The sequence below is a fragment of the Streptomyces sp. NPDC058758 genome (genome assembly GCF_042746075.1).
Classification (GTDB): Bacteria; Actinomycetota; Actinomycetes; order Streptomycetales; family Streptomycetaceae; genus Streptomyces.
This window is the reverse complement of the sequence record NZ_JBHYPS010000012.1, coordinates 171,366-189,030: the sequence shown is the minus strand read 5'-3', so window position 1 is coordinate 189,030 and position 17,665 is coordinate 171,366. Positions and strand designations below refer to the sequence as shown.

At 70.8% G+C, this 17,665-nt stretch carries 16 protein-coding genes; 9 read left to right on the top strand and 7 right to left on the bottom strand.

The genetic code is table 11. The features are described from left to right. A partial coding sequence (locus ACFW6A_RS17680) for a type I polyketide synthase (protein ID WP_386641355.1) occupies positions 1-1,804 on the bottom strand: 1,804 nt, incomplete at its 3' end. A gap of 299 nt (positions 1,805-2,103) precedes the next feature. On the opposite strand from ACFW6A_RS17680, the gene ACFW6A_RS17675 reads away from it, so the two are divergent. The 4 genes from ACFW6A_RS17675 (at position 2,104) to gdhA (ending at position 5,788) form a co-directional block, all read left to right on the top strand. Then, positions 2,104-2,481, top strand: coding sequence for a nuclear transport factor 2 family protein (locus ACFW6A_RS17675; RefSeq protein ID WP_351855709.1), 378 nt, complete (start codon positions 2,104-2,106; stop codon positions 2,479-2,481). 135 nt (positions 2,482-2,616) lie between these two features. Then, on the top strand, positions 2,617-3,033 hold the full coding sequence (locus ACFW6A_RS17670; RefSeq protein WP_351855712.1) for a nuclear transport factor 2 family protein: 417 nt from the start codon (positions 2,617-2,619) through the stop codon (positions 3,031-3,033). 496 nt (positions 3,034-3,529) lie between these two features. Beyond that, the gene (locus ACFW6A_RS17665; RefSeq protein ID WP_351855714.1) at positions 3,530-4,366 is read left to right on the top strand and encodes an AfsR/SARP family transcriptional regulator; all 837 of its coding nucleotides are present in this window, start codon (positions 3,530-3,532) and stop codon (positions 4,364-4,366) included. Positions 4,367-4,417: 51 nt separating this feature from the next. Beyond that, complete coding sequence (gdhA, locus tag ACFW6A_RS17660; protein ID WP_386641352.1) at positions 4,418-5,788, top strand: NADP-specific glutamate dehydrogenase; 1,371 nt, start codon at positions 4,418-4,420, stop codon at positions 5,786-5,788. Here the strand turns inward: gdhA and ACFW6A_RS17655 are convergent, their stop codons facing one another. Beyond that, positions 5,789-5,995, bottom strand: coding sequence for a ferredoxin (locus ACFW6A_RS17655; protein WP_351855719.1), 207 nt, complete (start codon positions 5,993-5,995; stop codon positions 5,789-5,791). A 211-nt stretch (positions 5,996-6,206) separates the two neighbouring features. Between ACFW6A_RS17655 and ACFW6A_RS17650 the strand changes: the two genes are divergently transcribed. Further along, the gene (locus tag ACFW6A_RS17650) at positions 6,207-7,382 is read left to right on the top strand and encodes an acyl-CoA dehydrogenase family protein (protein WP_386641349.1); all 1,176 of its coding nucleotides are present in this window, start codon (positions 6,207-6,209) and stop codon (positions 7,380-7,382) included. Between the two features lie 56 nt (positions 7,383-7,438). Here ACFW6A_RS17650 and ACFW6A_RS17645 read toward each other — a convergent pair whose 3' ends face one another. Both ACFW6A_RS17645 and ACFW6A_RS17640 read right to left on the bottom strand, forming a co-directional pair. Continuing rightward, positions 7,439-7,786, bottom strand: coding sequence for a winged helix-turn-helix transcriptional regulator (locus tag ACFW6A_RS17645; protein WP_386641346.1), 348 nt, complete (start codon positions 7,784-7,786; stop codon positions 7,439-7,441). Positions 7,787-7,972: 186 nt separating this feature from the next. Then, positions 7,973-9,193, bottom strand: a complete 1,221-nt coding sequence (locus tag ACFW6A_RS17640) for a cytochrome P450 (RefSeq protein WP_351855725.1) — start codon at positions 9,191-9,193, stop codon at positions 7,973-7,975. A gap of 300 nt (positions 9,194-9,493) precedes the next feature. Between ACFW6A_RS17640 and ACFW6A_RS17635 the strand changes: the two genes are divergently transcribed. Beyond that, positions 9,494-10,942 carry a flavin monoamine oxidase family protein gene (locus tag ACFW6A_RS17635; RefSeq protein WP_386641343.1) on the top strand — a complete coding sequence of 483 codons (1,449 nt, stop codon included), beginning with the start codon at positions 9,494-9,496 and terminating at the stop codon, positions 10,940-10,942. Positions 10,943-11,026: 84 nt separating this feature from the next. On the opposite strand, the gene ACFW6A_RS17630 is transcribed toward ACFW6A_RS17635, so the two are convergent. Next, positions 11,027-11,584 (bottom strand): hypothetical protein, encoded by a 558-nt coding sequence (locus tag ACFW6A_RS17630; protein ID WP_351855730.1) that lies wholly within the window; start codon positions 11,582-11,584, stop codon positions 11,027-11,029. A 252-nt stretch (positions 11,585-11,836) separates the two neighbouring features. Between ACFW6A_RS17630 and ACFW6A_RS17625 the strand changes: the two genes are divergently transcribed. Next, complete coding sequence (locus tag ACFW6A_RS17625; RefSeq protein WP_386641340.1) at positions 11,837-13,012, top strand: acyl-CoA dehydrogenase family protein; 1,176 nt, start codon at positions 11,837-11,839, stop codon at positions 13,010-13,012. Between the two features lie 201 nt (positions 13,013-13,213). On the opposite strand, the gene ACFW6A_RS17620 is transcribed toward ACFW6A_RS17625, so the two are convergent. After that, positions 13,214-14,107 carry an NAD(P)-binding domain-containing protein gene (locus ACFW6A_RS17620; protein ID WP_351855736.1) on the bottom strand — a complete coding sequence of 298 codons (894 nt, stop codon included), beginning with the start codon at positions 14,105-14,107 and terminating at the stop codon, positions 13,214-13,216. A gap of 601 nt (positions 14,108-14,708) precedes the next feature. Here ACFW6A_RS17620 and ACFW6A_RS17615 point away from each other — a divergent pair. Next, positions 14,709-15,404, top strand: a complete 696-nt coding sequence (locus ACFW6A_RS17615; RefSeq protein ID WP_351855737.1) for an RNA polymerase sigma factor — start codon at positions 14,709-14,711, stop codon at positions 15,402-15,404. Further along, positions 15,404-16,576 carry a hypothetical protein gene (locus ACFW6A_RS17610; protein WP_386641337.1) on the top strand — a complete coding sequence of 391 codons (1,173 nt, stop codon included), beginning with the start codon at positions 15,404-15,406 and terminating at the stop codon, positions 16,574-16,576. Before ACFW6A_RS17615 ends, ACFW6A_RS17610 begins: the two co-directional genes overlap by 1 nt. Before the next feature lie 157 nt (positions 16,577-16,733). Here ACFW6A_RS17610 and ACFW6A_RS17605 read toward each other — a convergent pair whose 3' ends face one another. Continuing rightward, the gene (locus tag ACFW6A_RS17605) at positions 16,734-17,591 is read right to left on the bottom strand and encodes a L,D-transpeptidase family protein (RefSeq protein ID WP_386641334.1); all 858 of its coding nucleotides are present in this window, start codon (positions 17,589-17,591) and stop codon (positions 16,734-16,736) included. Between the last annotated feature and the right edge of the window lie 74 nt (positions 17,592-17,665).

Here is a 17,665-nt window from a genome sequence, read left to right as displayed (position 1 = left end):
CTTCGTCGAACGCGGTGGCGTAGGCGGGGAAGGTTCGGTAGAGCTCTCGTCCCATGCCGATCCGCTGGGCGCCCTGTCCCGTGAACAGGAAGGCGAGTTTGCCGGGGGTGGCCACGCCGGAGACGACGCCCGGTGCGGGCGTGCCCGCCGCCACCGCTTCCAGCCCGGCCAGCAGCCCGGTGCGGTCCGGGGCGAGGACCACGCTGCGGTGCTGGAACACCGTCCGAGTGGTGGCCAGGGAGTGGGCGAGGTCGAGGTCGTCCAGTTCGGGGTGGGCGTCGAGGTGGGCGAGGAGACGTGCGGCCTGGGCGCGCAGGGCGGGCTCGTTCCTGGCCGACAGGACGAAGGGGAGGACGGACGGGCGGGCGCGCTCGGCGGGTGCGGGCGCGGTGTCCGTCCCGGGGGCGTCCGCCGGTTCCTCGGCCGGTGCCTCCTCCAGGATCACGTGCGCGTTCGTCCCGCCGAATCCGAAGGAGGAGACGGCGGCACGGCGTGCGTGGCCCGTCGCGGGCCAGGCACGTTCCTCGGTGAGGAGTTCGATGTCGCCGGTGCTCCAGTCGACCATGGGGGTGGGCGCGTCGACGTGGAGGGTCTTCGGCAGCACGCCGTGGCGGATGGCCTGCACCATCTTGATGACGCCACCGACACCGGCCGCCGCCTGCGCATGTCCGATGTTGGACTTGAGCGAGCCGAGGTAGAGGGGGTGTCGGTCCCGGTTCTGTCCGTAGGTGGCGAGGAGGGCCTGGGCTTCGATGGGGTCGCCGAGGCGGGTTCCGGTGCCGTGGGCCTCGACGGCGTCGACGTCGTTCGCGGTGAGGCCGGCGTGGGTGAGGGCGTCGCGGATGACGCGTTCCTGTGAGGGGCCGTTGGGGGCGGTCAGTCCGTTGCTCGCGCCGTCCTGGTTGACGGCGGAGCCGCGCAGGACGGCGAGGACGGTGTGGCCGTTGGCCCGGGCGTCGGAGAGGCGTTCGACCAGGAGGAGTCCGACGCCCTCGGACCAGGAGGTGCCGTCGGCGGCGGCCGCGAACGACTTGATGCGCCCGTCCGGGGCCAGCCCGCGCAGCCGGGAGAACTCGACGAACGCGACGGGCGTCGACATCACGGTCGCACCGCCCGCGAGCGCCAGGTCGCACTCGCCGGACCGCAGCGCGTTCGCCGCGAGGTGCAGGGCCACCAGCGACGACGAACACGCCGTGTCGACGGTCACCGCCGGGCCTTCGAAACCGTACGTGTAGGAGAGCCGGCCGGATGCGATGCTTCCGGCGCTTCCGCTGAAGAGATAGCCCTCGGCGTTCTCGGCGGGGAGACCCGGACGCGAGCCGTAGTCGTTGTACATGACGCCGGTGAACACGCCGGTACGGCTGCCCCGCAGCGTCGCCGGGTCGATGCCGGCCCGCTCGAAGGCCTCCCACGCCGTCTCCAGGAGCAGCCGCTGCTGCGGGTCCGTGGTCAGTGCCTCGCGCGGCGACAACCCGAAGAAGCCGGCGTCGAACAGATCGGCGTCGTGCAGAAAGCCGCCTTCGCGGCTGTAACTGGTGCCCGTGCGCTCCGGGTTCGGGTCGTAGAGCCCGTCCAGGGCCCAGCCGCGGTTCTCCGGAAAGGGAGTGACCGCGTCCACGCCGTCGGTGACGAGGCGCCACAGCTCCTCGGGTGAGGCCACCCCACCCGGGTAGCGGCAGGCCATGGAGACGATCGCGATCGGCTCGTTCTGCCGGTCCTCGATCTCCCGCAGCCGGTTACGCGCGTCACGGGCATCCGCGATGGCACGCTTGAGATAGTCGCGGAGTTTTTCCTCGCCCGCCATGTGCTCAGCTCCCCGGTGTGATGTGTTCATGCCTCAATTGGCGCGCTCCGCAACACGGCAAGCCGTTTGCTTTCGCTCGCCGGCTTCGAAAGGGCATGGAATTCAGAAGATTCCTGAACGGGTTGTCGAGCGTAACGGTGCGCCATGCACGATCCGGTAATCGCGTGTGCTTCCCCAGGGGTGGTCGGCGTGTTACTTCGCGATGGATGCGGGATGGCCGACGCCGCCTCGCGCCTCGCTAGGGTCGACGTGGATTTTCCATAGCGATTCACCAGGTGGAAAAGGGGAGGAGCATCATCATGGCGCAACTGACCAATGATGTGGAAAAGCACACCGCGCTCTATGTGAAGGCCTTCAACGCGGGTGACGTGGACGCCGTCAACGCGATGTACACCGAGGAGGCCGTCGCGGTCTGGGAGGCCGGCGTCCCGCTCACCGGCCAGGCCCGCGTCGACGCGGTCAGGGAGTTCCTGTCCCACGGGCCGAAGATGACGGCCGTGCCCCGGCAGTCCTTCGTCACCGGCGACACCGCGCTGCTCATCGTCGACTGGACCATCGACACCAAGGACGCGGACGGCAGGCCCGAGCGCCTCTCGGGCGTCGGCGTCGACGTGCTGCGCAAGGGCGAGGACGGCCACTGGCGCTACGCCATCGACGACCCGTACGGCGAGAAGTAGGACCGGCACCCGGGACCGGAGCGAGCGGCTGCCACGGGCACGCGCCCGGCAGGCACCCGTCGGCACACCGGTCACCACCCGCCCCACGGCGCCCACCGCACTCACTTCGATGAAGAAACTGGGGGTTCCCTCTCCATGGCCATCACCGTCGACATCGACTTCGACAAGCCGGACCTGACCGGCGACACCGACACGCAGAACGAGATCTTCCTGCAGGTGTTCAACTCCGGCGACGGCGAGCTGTTCGACCGGCTCTACCGCGACGACGCGATCTCCAACTTCTCCGGCGCGCCGCTGACCGGCGAGGAGCGCCTCGCGTTCTTCAAGAAGTTCCTGTCCACCAAGCCGGTCCTGGAGGCGGAGGTCACCCACGCCTACGTGGCGGGCGATGTGGCCCTGATCGGCGTCCGGTTCGTCATCGACGGCAAGGACGAGGACGGCAAGCCGCTGCACATCGAGGGCAACTGCACCGACGTCCTGCGCCGCGTCGAGGACGGCCGCTGGCTCATGGCCGTCGACCGCCCGGTCGCCGGCAGCCTGCTGCCCGAATAGGCACCGCCCCCCGGCGTGACCCGACGCCCGAGCCCCCGCTGCACGGACCGGATCTTCTCCTCGGCCCGCGAGCGGGGGATCGGGCGTGCTCTCGTCGCGCGACCCGGGCCGCCGGCCTCGAAGAACCCCCGGGAAGTGATCCCCGGGAAGTGATCGGCGGAATGGCCGAAGAACAGCGCATTGGCGGGATCGCTGCGGCAATGGGGGTCGATATCGGCCTGGAGTGAGGGCCGTTACCGGCCAAATTTTTCAAGCCGACCTCGGCATCTCCACATCGCATTCACCCCCATGACTCATTTCATGCCTTCCGCGCTCGCATGAGGGTGTGAGTCTGAGTTCCGAAAGGCGTGGGTGACCTGGGCCACATTGCGCCGCTTGCCATCCGCAACATGACAATCTCGGTCTCGGTGGTGATGGCCGCAAGCCCGCTGATCCTATTGTCGGGAATCACCTAGCATTCACGCGGGCGTCTGACGCCGGACCAGGAGTGTGCGCAGTGGAGTTCCACCTCATCGGCCCCTTCGAGATCGTGACCGATGACGGCCGGACGTACGCCCCGAAGGCCACGAAGATCTGCCAGGTGCTCGCGGTGCTCGCACTTCAGCCCCGTGAACCGGTGGCCACGGACACGCTCGTCCTGGAGTTATGGGGAGAGCAGGCCGCGAAAGGTGCCGTCCGCACCCTGCAGACCCACGTCTACCACGCCCGCAGAATGCTCCGGGAAGCCCAGGCCGGCGGGTCCGAACGACGGCTGCTCGCCACCAAGGCCCCGGGCTACCGCCTCGAGGTCGACGAGGAGGAGGTCGACGTCCACGTCTTCGAACGGCTCATCCGCCGCGCCCAGTGGGAACTCACCGAAGGCTGTCCCGAGCGGGCGTCGGACTGCCTCGACCGCGCGCAGGCGCTGTGGCGAGGGCCCATGCTCGGCAACATACCGACAGGCATCGTGCTGGCCGGACGGATCGCCTATCTGGAAGAACTCCGCATCCGCGCCCTGGAACTCCGCGTGGAGACCGAGAACCGGCTGGGCCGCTCCCGGGAGTTCCTGCCCGAGCTGCGGGCGCTGGTCAACGACCACCCGCTGCACGAGTGGTTCCACTGCCAGCTCATCTCGGCCCTGCACGGTGCCGGGCGCCGCGGCGAAGCCCTCCAGGCGTACCAGAACCTCTACCGCATCCTCACGCGCGAACTGGGCCTCGAACCCTCCGCGGAGGTCCAGCGCCTGCATTCCGAGATCCTCGAAGGACCGGCCAAGGGCTCCCTGCGCCGGCGCAGGGACACCCCACCGAACTCCACCGTCACCCATCTGTGCAGGTCCGCGGTCGCCAGCTGACGCCGACGCGACCGCACCCCGCCGCCGACCGGAACAGGAACGGGACCACCCATGTCCAAGACCTCCCCGCGCCCGCTCACCCCGGACGTGACCTCCGCGCTGGAATCGCTCCGCGCGGACGCGGTACGCCGCAACGCCGGCGAACCCGAGTTCCACCAGGCCCTCGACGAGGTGCTCGAATCGCTGGGACCGGTGCTCTCGGCCCGCCCCGAACTCCTCGACGTCCTGCGGCGGCTCGTGGAACCCGAGCGGCAGATCATCTTCCGCGTGCCCTGGCAGGACGACGCCGGCGCCACCCATGTGAACCGCGGCTTCCGCGTGGAGTTCAACAGCGCGCTGGGCCCCTACAAGGGCGGCCTGCGCTTCCACCCCTCGGTGAACCTCGGCGTCGTGAAGTTCCTGGGCTTCGAGCAGATCTTCAAGAACGCCCTCACCGGACTGAACATGGGCGGCGGCAAGGGCGGCAGCGACTTCGACCCGCACGGCCGCTCCGACGCCGAGGCCATGCGCTTCTGCCAGTCGTTCATGACCGAGCTGTACCGCCACCTCGGCGAGCACACCGACGTGCCCGCCGGCGACATCGGCGTGGGCGGCCGGGAGATCGGCTACCTCTTCGGCCAGTACCGGCGCATCACCAACCGCTGGGAGGCCGGCGTCCTCACCGGCAAGGGCACCGGCTGGGGCGGCTCCCCGGTGCGCGTGGAGGCGACCGGTTACGGGAACGTGCTCTTCGCCGCCGAGATGCTCGCCCAGCGCGGCGAGGACCTCGAAGGGCAGCAGGTCGTGGTCTCCGGATCCGGCAACGTCGCCCTCTACTCGATGGAGAAGGCGCAGGCGCTCGGCGCGCACGTCCTGACGGCCTCCGACTCCAGCGGCTACGTCGTGGACGAGAAGGGCATCGACCTCGACCTGCTCAAGCAGGTCAAGGAGGTCGAGCGCGGCCGGGTCGCCGACTACGCCGAGCGGCGCGGCGCCTCCGCCCGCTTCGTGCCCGGCGGCCGGGTCTGGGACGTGCCCGCGGACCTCGCCCTGCCGTCCGCCACGCAGAACGAACTGGACGCCGAGGCCGCGCTCGCTTTGATACGCGGCGGCGTGAAGGCCGTCTCCGAAGGCGCCAACATGCCCTGCACCCCGGAGGCCGTGCGCCTGTTCCGGGAGGCCGGTGTCGCCCTGGGGCCCGGCAAGGCCGCCAACGCGGGCGGCGTGGCGACCAGCGGTCTGGAGATGCGGCAGAACGCCGCCCGCTCCGCCTGGACCTTCGCCGACGTCGAGGCGCGACTGGCCGCCATCATGCGGGACATCCACGCCACCGTCCACGAGACCGCGGAGATCCACGGAGCCCCGGGCGACTACGTCCTGGGCGCCAACATCGCCGGCTTCCAGCGCGTCGCCGAAGCGATGGACGCGCAGGGGATCATCTGATCACTCGTCGGCGTCGAGCAGCACGGCCTGCCCCGGACAGCAGTCGGCGACGTCCTGGGCGAACTCGATGTCGTCGGGATCGGTGAGCTCGGCGAGGACCGCCTCACCGCGTCCGTCGCCGGACAGCCGGAAGAGACCGGGGTGCATGGCAGCGCAGAGCCCGGAGCCGATACACGCCTGCTTGTCGACCTTCAGGGGCGTCGTCACTCGGTTTCCTCGCTTTTCGTGGTGCGGGCAGGGACACGCCCGAGCAATCTAGCGGCACCTCCGCCATCCCCCGGTCATTCCTGGACAATTATCGAGAGGGCCTCGACGGGATCGGCCGATTACCAGGAAAGGGCCGGGCCATTCGGAACGATTGGTAATTTCGGAACGGCGTGCCAGTCCTGGCGATCGTTGATTTCCGTGGAGGTTGAGAGTGGCCGAGCAGCAGGATTTCCAGACCGTCGTCGAAGCGGTGCGGAACATCGTCGGGAAGCTTCGGGACAACGGCACCGAGGCCGAGGAGAAGCGCCGCGTACCCGACGCGAACATCGCCCTCCTCGAGCAGGCCGGCGTGTTCCGCATGGCCGTCCCGCGCGCGTTCGGCGGACTCGGCCTCAGCGTGGCCGAACAGGCCGCGGTCGTCCAGGAGATCGGCCGGGGCTGCCCGTCGACCGGCTGGGACATGACCGTGTGGACGACCGGCGCCCTGATGGCCGCCCTCTACCCCGACGAGACGCAGGCGGAGGTCTTCGCCGGCGGCTCCACCAGGGTCTCCATCGGGTTCGCGCCCACCGGGAAGATCGTGCCCACCGAGGGCGGATACCTCCTCAACGGCAGCTGGAGCTACAACTCCGGCTGCCACTCGGCCGACTGGGACTGCGTCGCCGTCATGCTGGAGCGTCCGGACGGCACGTCCGAGGAGTTCATCGCGATCGTGCCGATGTCCGAGCTGTCGATCGTCGACGACTGGGACGTCACCGCGGGCAGCGGCACCGGAAGCGCGACGTCGACCGCGAAGGACGTCTTCGTCCCCGCGCGCCGCGTCGCCGGCTACGCGGAGCTGATGACCGGCACCACCGGCGATCGCTGGAACGCGGACGAGGCCGGGCGGGGCTACGGCATCGTCTCGTTCATCATGGCGCAGTACGCCGCGATGGCCGTCGGCGTGGCCCGGGGCGCGTACGAACTCTTCCTCGGACGGCTGCCCGGCCGCGGCATCACGTACACGTCGTGGGACGACCAGTCCCTGCACCCGCTCACCCAGGTGCAGGTGGCCACCGCGGCCAACAAGATCGACGCGGCCGAGGCGCTCTCGGCCACCTGGCTCCGGCTGCTCCAGGAGCGGGCCGACGCCGGGGAGCAGCCGACGGACACCGAGAAGGCGATCATCCGCGGCCGGACCGCGTTCGCGGGGCAGCTGGCCAAGGAGGCGGTCGAACTGCTCTTCAGCGCGAGCGGCGCCTCGGTCATCAAGCGCAACGTACCCTTCCAGCGCTACCACCGGGACATCCTGGGCTTCTCGCTGCACGCTCTGGCCCAGGCCAACGTCAACCTGGAGCTGCAGGGACGCGTACTGCTCGGGCTCGCCCCCGACACCGACATCCTCTGAGACGCGTCCGGCGCCGGCATCCGCGGATGCCGGCGCCGGCGTGTTCCCCTTCCGGATCAGTTCTCGGTGACCGCCGTCAGATACCGGGCTCCCCAGTCCCGGACCGGCAGCAGCGCGTCGGCGAGGGACGCCCCGCGTGGCGTCAGCGAGTACCGGACCTGCCGCTGGACCGGGCCGTAGGACGTCGCGAGCGATTCCCGCCGGACGATGCCGTCGGCCTCCAGCTGCCGCAGCTTCTCGCTCAGCACCTTGTCGCTCACGCCGGCGAGACGCCGCCGGAGTTCGCCGAACCTCAGATGGGCCGGGCGGAGCTCCCAGAGAATGTGCGCCTTCCATTTGCCGGCGAGGAGGCAGAGAGCGGCATCCAAGCCGCTGTCGGGCCACGTCGTGTTTCCGGCGCGCACGCTCACAGTGGAATTCCTCCGGTCCCGGGCAGCCGCCCGGCGTCGTCATGGGGGCAGGGATATAGGGGGTAGAGATATGGGGGGGGAGAGATATGAGGGGCAGAGATACGGGGGTCAGGGATTTCGGCACTGAGCCCTTCTTCGTCCCGCCGGCCGCTCGGGAGGAAGAAGGGCTCCGTGGTCGTGTCAGCGCGAGCCGCCGCCGTGCAGACGTACGGGAAGCGTGGTGAGGGCGCGCAGCAGATAGCTCTCGCTGTACGTGACCTCCTCGCGGGGTATCGCCAGTTCCATCCCGGGGAACCGGTTGAGCACCGCGGGGATGGCGATCTCCGCCTCCAGCCTGGCGAGCGCGGCGCCGATGCAGTTGTGCAGACCGTGCCCGAGGCCCAGGTGGCGCGGGCCCTTGCGGGTGATGTCCAGGCGGTCGGGGTCCTCGAAGCGGCGGGGGTCGCGGTTGGCCGACAGCAGCGCGGCGATGACGGGCGCACCCGCCGGCAGCGCCACGCCGCCGAACTCCATGTCCTCCTTGGCGAACCGGAACAGGCCCATCGTGAGAGCGCCCTCACGGCGGAGGAACTCCTCGATCGCCTGCGGGGCCAGCTCGGGCCGCTCGGCGAGGAGGCGGCCCTGCTCGGGGTTGTCGAGCACGGCGAGCACGGCGGAGGCGATGAGGTTCCGCGTGGTGTCCAGGCCGGCCATGATCATCTGGGCGAGGAGCGCGACCAGTTCGTCCTCGGTGAGACGGTCGTTGCCGTCGCGCGCCTCGATGAGGGACGTGAGCAGATCGTCCCCCGGGGAGCTCTGCTTCTCCACGATCAGTTCGCGGCCGTACTGGGCGATGTCCGCGAACGCGCGCGTGGCCTTCGCGGGATCGTCGTCCGAGTGGAAGGCGCGGTCGATGGCGTCGATGATGTCGTTGTAGCGGTCGAGCGGGATGCCGAAGACCTTCCCGAGCACCTCCGCGGGGATCGCGGCCGCGTAGTCGATCACATCGGGGTTCTCCTGCTCCGCGAGCAGGTCGAGGTTGGTCCGCACGATGAGTTCGGTCGCCTCGCGCCACTGGGCGACCCGGCGCGGGGTGAAGGCCCCCATGGCGAGCTTGCGCTGACGCGTGTGGTCCGGCGGGTCGAGCGTCGACAGGATGCGCGCGACCACGGTCCCCGCGCCCATGACCATGCCCGACTTCTGGAACTCCGGGTTCGCGTAAGCCTCGGCGTTCGTGCTGAAGCGGGGGTCGCCGAGCAGGGCGTGGACGTCGTCGAACCGAGTGACGATCCAGGTGCGGAAATCACCGATCGGAAAAGTGAATTCATGGATCGGGGAGTTGTCGCGAAGCCAGGCGAAGCTCGGATAGGGGTCCTGGTAGTAGTCGTGCCCGAACAGTGCTGTGGGTGGCGAAGCAACCAAGATCGGCCTCCTGATCGACGGATGGGAGCGGGCTCCCGATGAGGTCCTGATGAGACCGGAAGCGATCCTAGGGGGGCCTTTCCAGGGAATGGGCATGTCGGGGTAACTCGCCGGATGCCCGGCGAATGGGCGCACGATTACCGGAAATTGGACGCCCCATTGCCGGCCGGTTCCTCGGCCGCTGGACCGCCTGGATAGGTTCGTGGCTGAATTTGGCTGGCAACGACCAGGGGTCCGTACTCCCTGCTTCCCGTTTCCGCAGGCATTCATTCCTGGTTCCGATGGGGGAATCCGTACATCATGAAGATCAGACGCGAACGATTCGCCGCCGCCCACAAGGGCACGGCACCGGACACCGCACGCGTGACGTCCCGGCGTACCGTCCTCAAGGTGGCCGGAGCCGCGGCCGTCGGCGCCTCGGCGCTGGGCGTCTCGCTCTCGTCCGGCGCGCCGGCGGCGGCGGCGGGCGCGTACGACGTCATCGTCATAGGCGCCGGATTCGCGGGCGTCACCGCGGCGCGCGAGCTGAGCAAGCAGGGCAAGAGGGTGCTGATCCTCGAAGCCCGCCACCGCATAGGCGGCCAGACCTGGACCGCCACGGTCGGCGGGCAGCTGGTCGAGATGGGCGGTACCTGGGTCGACCCGGCCACGATGCCGCACGTCGGCGCCGAGCTGCAGCGGTACGGGATCCAGCTCCAGGAGGAGGGGGCGATCGAGCGCCTCATCCTGCCGACCCCCGCGGGCCCCCTGGAGCACGACGTCGCGACGGGGTTCGCGCACGCCGCCGAGCTGCGCGTCCGTCTCTTCGAGGGTTCGGCGCAGTACTTCGAGCGGCCCATGGACCCCCTCTACCGTCTCGACCTGCTGCAGAGCGTCGACGCCAAGTCGCTGCGCGACCGCCTGACGGAGCTCGCCTACTCGCCGGCCGACGAGATGCTCGTCAACGGCGAGACGGCGCTGCTCTCCGGCGGAAGCAGCACCCAGGGCGGCCTCACGACGCTGGCCCACCGCTGGCAGCTGGCCGGCGGCACCGAGACCGGCTGGAACAACACCCTCCGCTGGACCATGAAGGGGGGCACGCTCGGCCTGCTCAACGCCATGCTCAAGGACTCGGTCAACGCCCGGCTGATCCTGAACTCGCCCGTCGCCTCCGTCGCCGACGGCGGTGCGCTGCGATACGTCACCACGAAGGCGGGCGTCCAGTACAGCGCGCCGGCCGTGATCGTCGCCGTGCCCGCGAACGTCTGGCAGACCATCAGGTTCAGCCCCTCGCTGCCCGCGGCCCACTGCGCCGCCACCACCCAGGGCATCGGCGTGGCCAGCGCGAAGAAGCTCTGGATCCACGCGCGCAGCGGGCAGGGACGGGTCTTCGCCCAGGGCGCCGAGGGCGGCGCCTCCATACCCTGGATGCAGGCCGGCCCGGCCACCGCCGAGGGCCAGCTCTACGTGGGCTTCAGCGCCGACCCGAACCTCGACGTCCGCAACGTCGCCCAGGTCAAGGCGGCCGTCAAGCAGCTCGGCGTCGACCTCGACATCATCTCCGTCACGGCGCACGACTACGGCAACGACCCCTACTCGCGGGGTGGCTGGTCCTTCCGGAAGCGGAAGCAGCTCACGACGCTGTACCCGCAGATCCTGCAGCCCAACGGGAAGATCGCGTTCGCGAGCAGCGACATAGCCAACGGCTGGAGCGGCTACATGGACGGGGCGATCGAGTCCGGTCTGCGCGCCGTCAAGCAGCTCGCCTGACCGAGCACCGGCGGTGCGGGGACGGGACCCGGCCACAGCGGGCGCGCCGTGGCCGGGTCCCGCGTGCGCCGGGACCGTCCGCACTCAGCGGACGTCGCCGTACCAGCGCCACTGCGTCTGGCGCTCCAGGCCCGGAAGCGCGGTCCGGCCGGTGCACCACAGCAGCGTCTCGGACGGGCTGAAGCCCGACGGCGCCTCCGGGAACAGCCGCTCCACGGTCGGCCCGCAGAGGTGGTCGGGCAGCGGCTGCTCGACCCCGAAGGTCTGCGCGATGTCACGGCTGTGCACGAGCAGTTCGAGCACCGCCATGGCCCCGTAAGCGGCGCCGTCGCCCGTTCCCCACGAGTGGTACGCGCGCACGTCGGGAGCGGTCCTCAGCAGGGTGGACTCCAGGAGCGTGCCGGCGACCCGGATGCCCTCCACCGCCAGCTCGGGCGGCGTCCCCGGGTCGACGGAGAACCGGACGCCGATGTAGCGGTCGACCGGTCGCGCGATGAGCAGCGCCGAGTATCCGAAGACGGCCTGGGAGAGATGGGAGATCGTGTCGTAACAGCTCCACTCCAGCTCTCCGGCTTTGCGGGACCAGTCCTGGTCGGTGCACTTGTCCAGAACGGACGTGCTGAAATCGGTTGCTTCGTTCACAAGATCAGGCCATGAGTTCGTCATCTGCCTCATGCTGCCGGAATGGCCCCGCTCCCATGCCGACTCCGCCCATCGCCCGCCCATCCGCCGGTAATCGGCCGGTAATCGGCAAGTGTGCGGGTGTTCGTGGTTACCGGCATATGGCCGCCTGCTTACGTGCCCTCCGTAGCGTGGTGCCGACACCATGAGCGGAGTCTGCTCTTTCCCGGTCTCCTTCATGGTCACCGAATTCGGAAACACCAAGGAGCCAGAGTGTCCACGCATGACGAGCTGAAGTTCCTGCTCGATGCCGTGCAGAGCATCGTTCCCACACTCCGCAAGAATGGCCGCGAAGCCGAAGACCGGCGCTGGATCCCCGAGGAGAACATCGAACTCCTGGAGAAGGCCGGGGTCTTCCGCATGGCGGTGCCCCGCCGGTTCGGTGGACTGGAACTCGGCGTGGCCGAGCAGAGCAAGGTGATCGCCGAGATCGCCCGGGGCTGCCCCTCCACCGGCTGGCTGACGATGGTGTGGGTGACCAGCGCCTGGGCGTCGAGCCTCTACCCCGACACGGCCCAGGAGGAGATCTTCGCCGGCGGTTCGGTGCGGGTCTCGATCGTCTTCGCGCCCAGCGGGACCCTCGTGCCCGTCGACGGCGGCTACCTCCTCAACGGGACCTGGAAGTTCAACTCCGGTTGCCGCGGCGCCCACTGGAACCTGGCGGCGGGGATGGTGCAGGGCCCGGACGGCCCCTCCGAAGAGGTCATCGCCATGGTCCCGATGGACAAGATGACCATCGTCGACGACTGGGACGTCTCGGCGGGCGCCGGCACCGGCAGCGCGACCACGGTCGCCAAGGACGTCTTCGTCCCCGCCCATCACGTGGTCTCCTACGAGGAGGCCATGATCGGCACCACCTCGCACCGCGCCAACTCCGGTGCGACGGGCCGCAACTACGGGCTCCTCGGGTACATCCTCGCCGACGTGGCGTCCGTCTTCATCGGCATCGCGCGCGGTGCGTACGACCTGTTCGTCGAGCGGCTTCCGGGCCGGGGGATCACGTACACCAACTGGACCGAGCAGAGCGAGTACCCGCTCACCCAGCTCCAGGTGGCCACCGCGGCCAACAAGATCGACGCGGCCGAGGCGCTCTCCACCCGCTGGATCGAGGTGCTGCAGAAGCGCGCCGACGCCGGCGAGCAGCCCACCGACAGCGAGAAGGCCGTGATACGCGGCCAGACGGCCTACGCGGTGGAGCTGTGCAGGGAAGCCGTCGAGCTGCTGTTCAGGGCGTGCGGCGGCTCGGTCATCCAGCGCGGTGTCGACCTGCAGCGCTTCCAGCGGGACATCCAGGGCTTCTCGCTGCACGCGCTGGTGCAGCTCAACGCCAACCTGGAGGTGCAGGGCCGGGTCCTGCTCGGTCTGGACCCGGAGACGGACTTCCTCTGATCCCGGGCCGACGGTGGCCTCCCCGACCCCGGCCGGTCGGGGAGGCCACCGTCGTTCTCTCCCCGCGCGAGGTCTCTTCCCACGCGAAGATCCCGCCCGATCGAGGAACGATCGGACGGGATCTTCGTCTTCCGAGGCCTGTGCGAGCCTCTTCGGTCTCTTGGGGTTCTCCGGCTTCTCCGGATTCTCCGGCTTTCTCGGTTACGACTTCTTGGGGGCCTGGAGCAGCTCGATCATGGCCGCGTAGCTGTTCTCGGCGAAGCCCTTGGAGATGGCCTTCTTCGCCAGGTCGTGGACGAAGGTGGGGATCTCGGTGTCCACGCCCTGCGTCCGGCTCTCGTGCAGGAGGTGCTCGATCGAGGCGAAGTGGGTCTCGATCTTGGCGTCGTTCGCCGGGTACTTCCCGTCGCCGGCGTCGATCTGGCCGGCGTAGTCGGTGGCGAAGAGCTTGACGGCGTCGATCCAGGAGGTCGCCCACGGCAGGAAGGTCTGCGCGTCGATGTTCGCGCTCTTGAGGAGCGCCGCACCGTGGATGAAGCTGTTCAGGGTGCCCCACATGACGCCGAGCAGCGCGACGTCGTAGAGGACCGCGAGGCCCGGCTCCTCGCCGACGTGAGTGGTGCGGCCGCCCAGCAGCCTCAGCGTGGACTCGTGCTTCTCGAAAGCACCCTTGGAGCCGCTGTAGAAGAGGACGGACTCGGCCGAGCCGATGGTCGCGGGAATGGCCATGATCGCACCGTCGAGGTACTCGGCACCCCGGGCGGCCGCCCAGTCGAAGGTCTCGCGGGCCTGCTCCGAGGAACCGGAGGTGAGGTTGGCGAGGACCCGGCCCTCGAGGGCCCCGTCCAGCGGGTCGAGGACGTCGTGCATGACGTCGTAGGTCGACACGCACACGACGATCAGTTCGCTCGCGGTGACAGCGGCCCGCGGGTCGGCGGCGAGCACGGCTCCCTGCCGGACGAGTTCGTCGGCCTTCTCCGGCGAGCGGTTCCAGACGGTGGTCGGGTGTCCGGCCTTCAGAAATGCGGAGGCCAGCGCCTGTCCCATCAGGCCCAGGCCGATGACCGTGACCGGAGAGCGATCGTTGCCCGCCATTGCAGCTCCTAGCGCGTGTTCGGGAAGGGCGGCGCGGCGCGAGACCACGCGTCCCTCCTCCTGACTCTCGATGGCATACGGCCGCCGCCGAGGGGCGTTGAAGGATCTCCTCAGGCGGCGGTGATTTCAGGCTCGCCGATCGCGAAGGTCCGATCAAGTACTTACCTTCAAGTGCCCACTTACCACGTGGTTAGTGCTCCGGCCGTAGTCGTGGATCTTCGGGCCGGCGGTCTCGTACCGGCGGAAGCGGCACGCGCGGTCCCCGGTGTGACCCTTCGCGTACTTGTCCGCGGGAGGGGAGAAACGACGGACGACCGGGGCCGCCACCCCCCACAGGAGAGGCCCCGGTCGTCATCTACGGAGCCGCAGCACGGCTCCGTACTCCCTACAGCGCCGGTGGTGCGGTTTCTGTCACACCCACCCGCCTCCGGCAGGAAGGTTGCAGCTTGTACAAGGTGCGGGTACCCGCGTGGACGCGGCGCCCGGATTCGACGTAGCGTGCTGGAGCGCGAGGCGGACTCGGCGGCGATGACCAGCCCCGACTCCGCGACCGACACGCTGACGCGCACGCGGAACGCGACCGACGGACAGGGTTTGGGGAGTGCTGGGGGACGACGCGGAGCTGACGGCCGCGGTGCTCGCTGCGCAGGACGGGGACGAGGACGCCTTCCGTACTGTGTACCGCGCCGTGCACCCCCGTCTGCTGGGCTACATGCGCACACTGGTCGGAGAGGCCGACGCCGAGGACGTCACCTCGGAGTCCTGGCTCCAGATCGCCCGTGACCTCGACCGCTTCAGCGGCGACGCGGACCGCTTCCGCGGCTGGGCGGCCCGGATCGCCCGCAACCGCGCCCTCGACCACCTCCGGATGCGCGGCCGCCGGCCCGCCTCCGGCGGCGACGAGACCGAGCTGACCGACAAGCCCGCCGACTCCGACACCGCGCGCGAGGCCATGGAGGCGCTGACCACCGGCGACACCCTCCGCCTCATCGCCCGCCTCCCGCAGGACCAGGCCGAGGCCGTCGTCCTGCGCGTCGTCGTCGGCCTCGACGCCAAGTCGGCCGCCGAGGCCCTCGGCAAGCGCCCCGGCGCCGTCCGCACCGCCGCCCACCGCGGCCTGAAGAAGCTCGCCGAACTCCTCGGCGTCGACGGCACGACCGGTCCCGAGCCGGGCGAGGAGCCCGCCGACGGCGTGCGGGGACTCGACGGAATGCCCCCCCAGCGCGGCCGGAACCCGGGGTTCACAGCCCCCGGCGGTGTGACGCATTGGCGTCCGCGTACGCAGAAGGACATGTGATGGCCGACGAGCGGTACCAGTGGCTCGACCCGGAAACCGCGGAGCGGCTGCTCCGGGGCGAGCCGGTCGACCCCGCCGACCCCGCCGACCCCGCGGCCCGCGCCCGGGCCGCGGCCCTCGCCGCCGCCCTCGACGCGGCCCGCGCCGCCGCCCCCGCCCCCGGCGTCCCGCTCGCCGGGGAGGAGGCCGCCCTCGCCGCCTTCCGCACCGCCACCGCCGCCCGGGCCACCGCCGCCCGGGCCGGCACGGCCGCCGCCGCACCCGTCGCCTCCGCCGACCTCGGACGGGTGCGGCTCGCCCCCGTCCCCGCCGCCGGCCGGCCGTGGGGGCGCTCCCTGCGCTACGGGCTGGCGGCCGCGCTCGCCGCCGTCACCGTCGGCGGGGTCGCCGTCGCCGCGGGGACCGGGGTCCTCCCGCTGGTCGACCGGGAACCCTCCCGCACGGTCACCGCCGCCGAGACCGCCACCCCGCCCGGACCGGGCACGCCCTCCACCGGGATCGAACGCCACCCGGACCCCTCCCGGAGCGCCGGCCCCGGCCACGAGGCCGGCACGCCCGCCCCCGGCACCACCCCCACGGCCCGGCCCGGCGCCACCCCCTCCGAAACCCCCGGCCGGGGCACGGCCGCCCCGACCACGGGGAGCCGGAACGACGCCGCCGGCGGAGGCAGGGCCCAGGCCTGCCGCGCGTACCGCGCCGGCCGCCTCGACGCGGCCGGCCGCCGGCAGCTCGCCGGGGCCCTGCGCACCGGGGAGACCCTGCGCGTCTACTGCGACCGGCTCCTCGCGACCGGAACGGCCGAGGACGGAACGCCCGCGGCCGGAGAGGGCAGGGACAAGGGCGGGGACGGGGACAAGAACGGCGACAAGGGCGGGGACAAGGGCGACGAGGAGAAGGACGGGAGCGGGGGGAGCGACGGGAACCGGGACAACGGCCGGGACGCCGGCCACGCCACCGCCCCCACCCCCGCCGACTCCGGCCGCAAGCGCGCCAGGGACGACGGCACGGACCGGCCCGACCCGAAGGACCGGCCCAGGACGAAGACGCAGGCCCGGGCGACGGCGCAGCCGGAGCCGGACGCGCGGCGGGAGACCCGGCGGGAGACGCCCGCCGCGGCGGCCGCGCGGGCCCCGGAGCCCTGCCCGACGGGAGCCCCGCGCACGGGGGTGTGACACTTTCGGGCCCGCCGGCGCAGTACGGAGTGAGCCGACTGGTCATCGGCCCGCGCAGAGAGCCGGGGTTCCCCCCGTACCTACGGCTCCGCGCACCCGGCGCGGGTGGGGCACGTTCCCCCGGTCCCACCCGCGCCCCTTCTCCCCTCCCCGTCCGCTACCAGTGGACGACGACCTTGTCGCCGACCTTCACCTGGTCGAAGAGGGCCGAGATCTTCGCCCGGTCCCGGACGTTCACGCAGCCGTGCGAGGCCCCGTTGTAGCCGCGCGCCGCGAAGTCCGCCGAGTAGTGCACGGCCTGGCCGCCGCTGAAGAACATCGCGTACGGCATCGGCGTGTGGTAGATCGTCGACGTCCAGTCCCGGGCCTTCCAGCCCACCGCGAAGGTGCCCTCGCGGGTCGGCGTGTTCTCCGAGCCGAAGCGCACGTCCATCGACGACACCACCCGGCCGTCGATCATCCAGGCGAGGGTCCGGCTCTCCTTGCTGATGCAGAGCACCCGGCCCTTCATGCAGCGCGCGTCCGGCGTGTCCAGCTCGTTGGTGGTGGACGGCTTCAGCTCGTTCGCCGTCGGCTTCTTCGTCGTGCCGAGCAGCCGCTGCCAGGTCGTCCCGTCCACCGAACCCGTCGCGGGCAGCCCCCGCTTCTTCTGGAAGGCCGAGACCGCCTTCGCCGTGATCGAGCCGTAGAACCCGGTCGGCGCCCGGTCGAAGTGGTCCAGCTGCCGCAGCCGCGCCTGGAGCTCCCGCACCTGCTCGTTCTCGTCGCCGTCCTTCATGAGCGCCTTCGCGGCGGGCGCGGGCGACGACGGCTTCCCGTCCGGCGTCGCCGCACCGGACGCGGACGCGGACGGACGCGCGGACGCGGTGGCCGTCGGCGCGGACGACGCGGACGGAGCGGACGGAGCCGACGGCTTCCCGCCCCCGGTCCCCGCGGCCTGGGCCGTACAACCCGTGGCGGCGAGCGCGACGGCGACGGTCGCGAGAACGGCTCTGCTGATGACGGAACGCTTCATGGTGGCCCCCCGAGGAACGAACTGTGCCCATAGGGATGCTTCCCGCCCGCCCTCGGTTGCGCACCCCCGCCGAC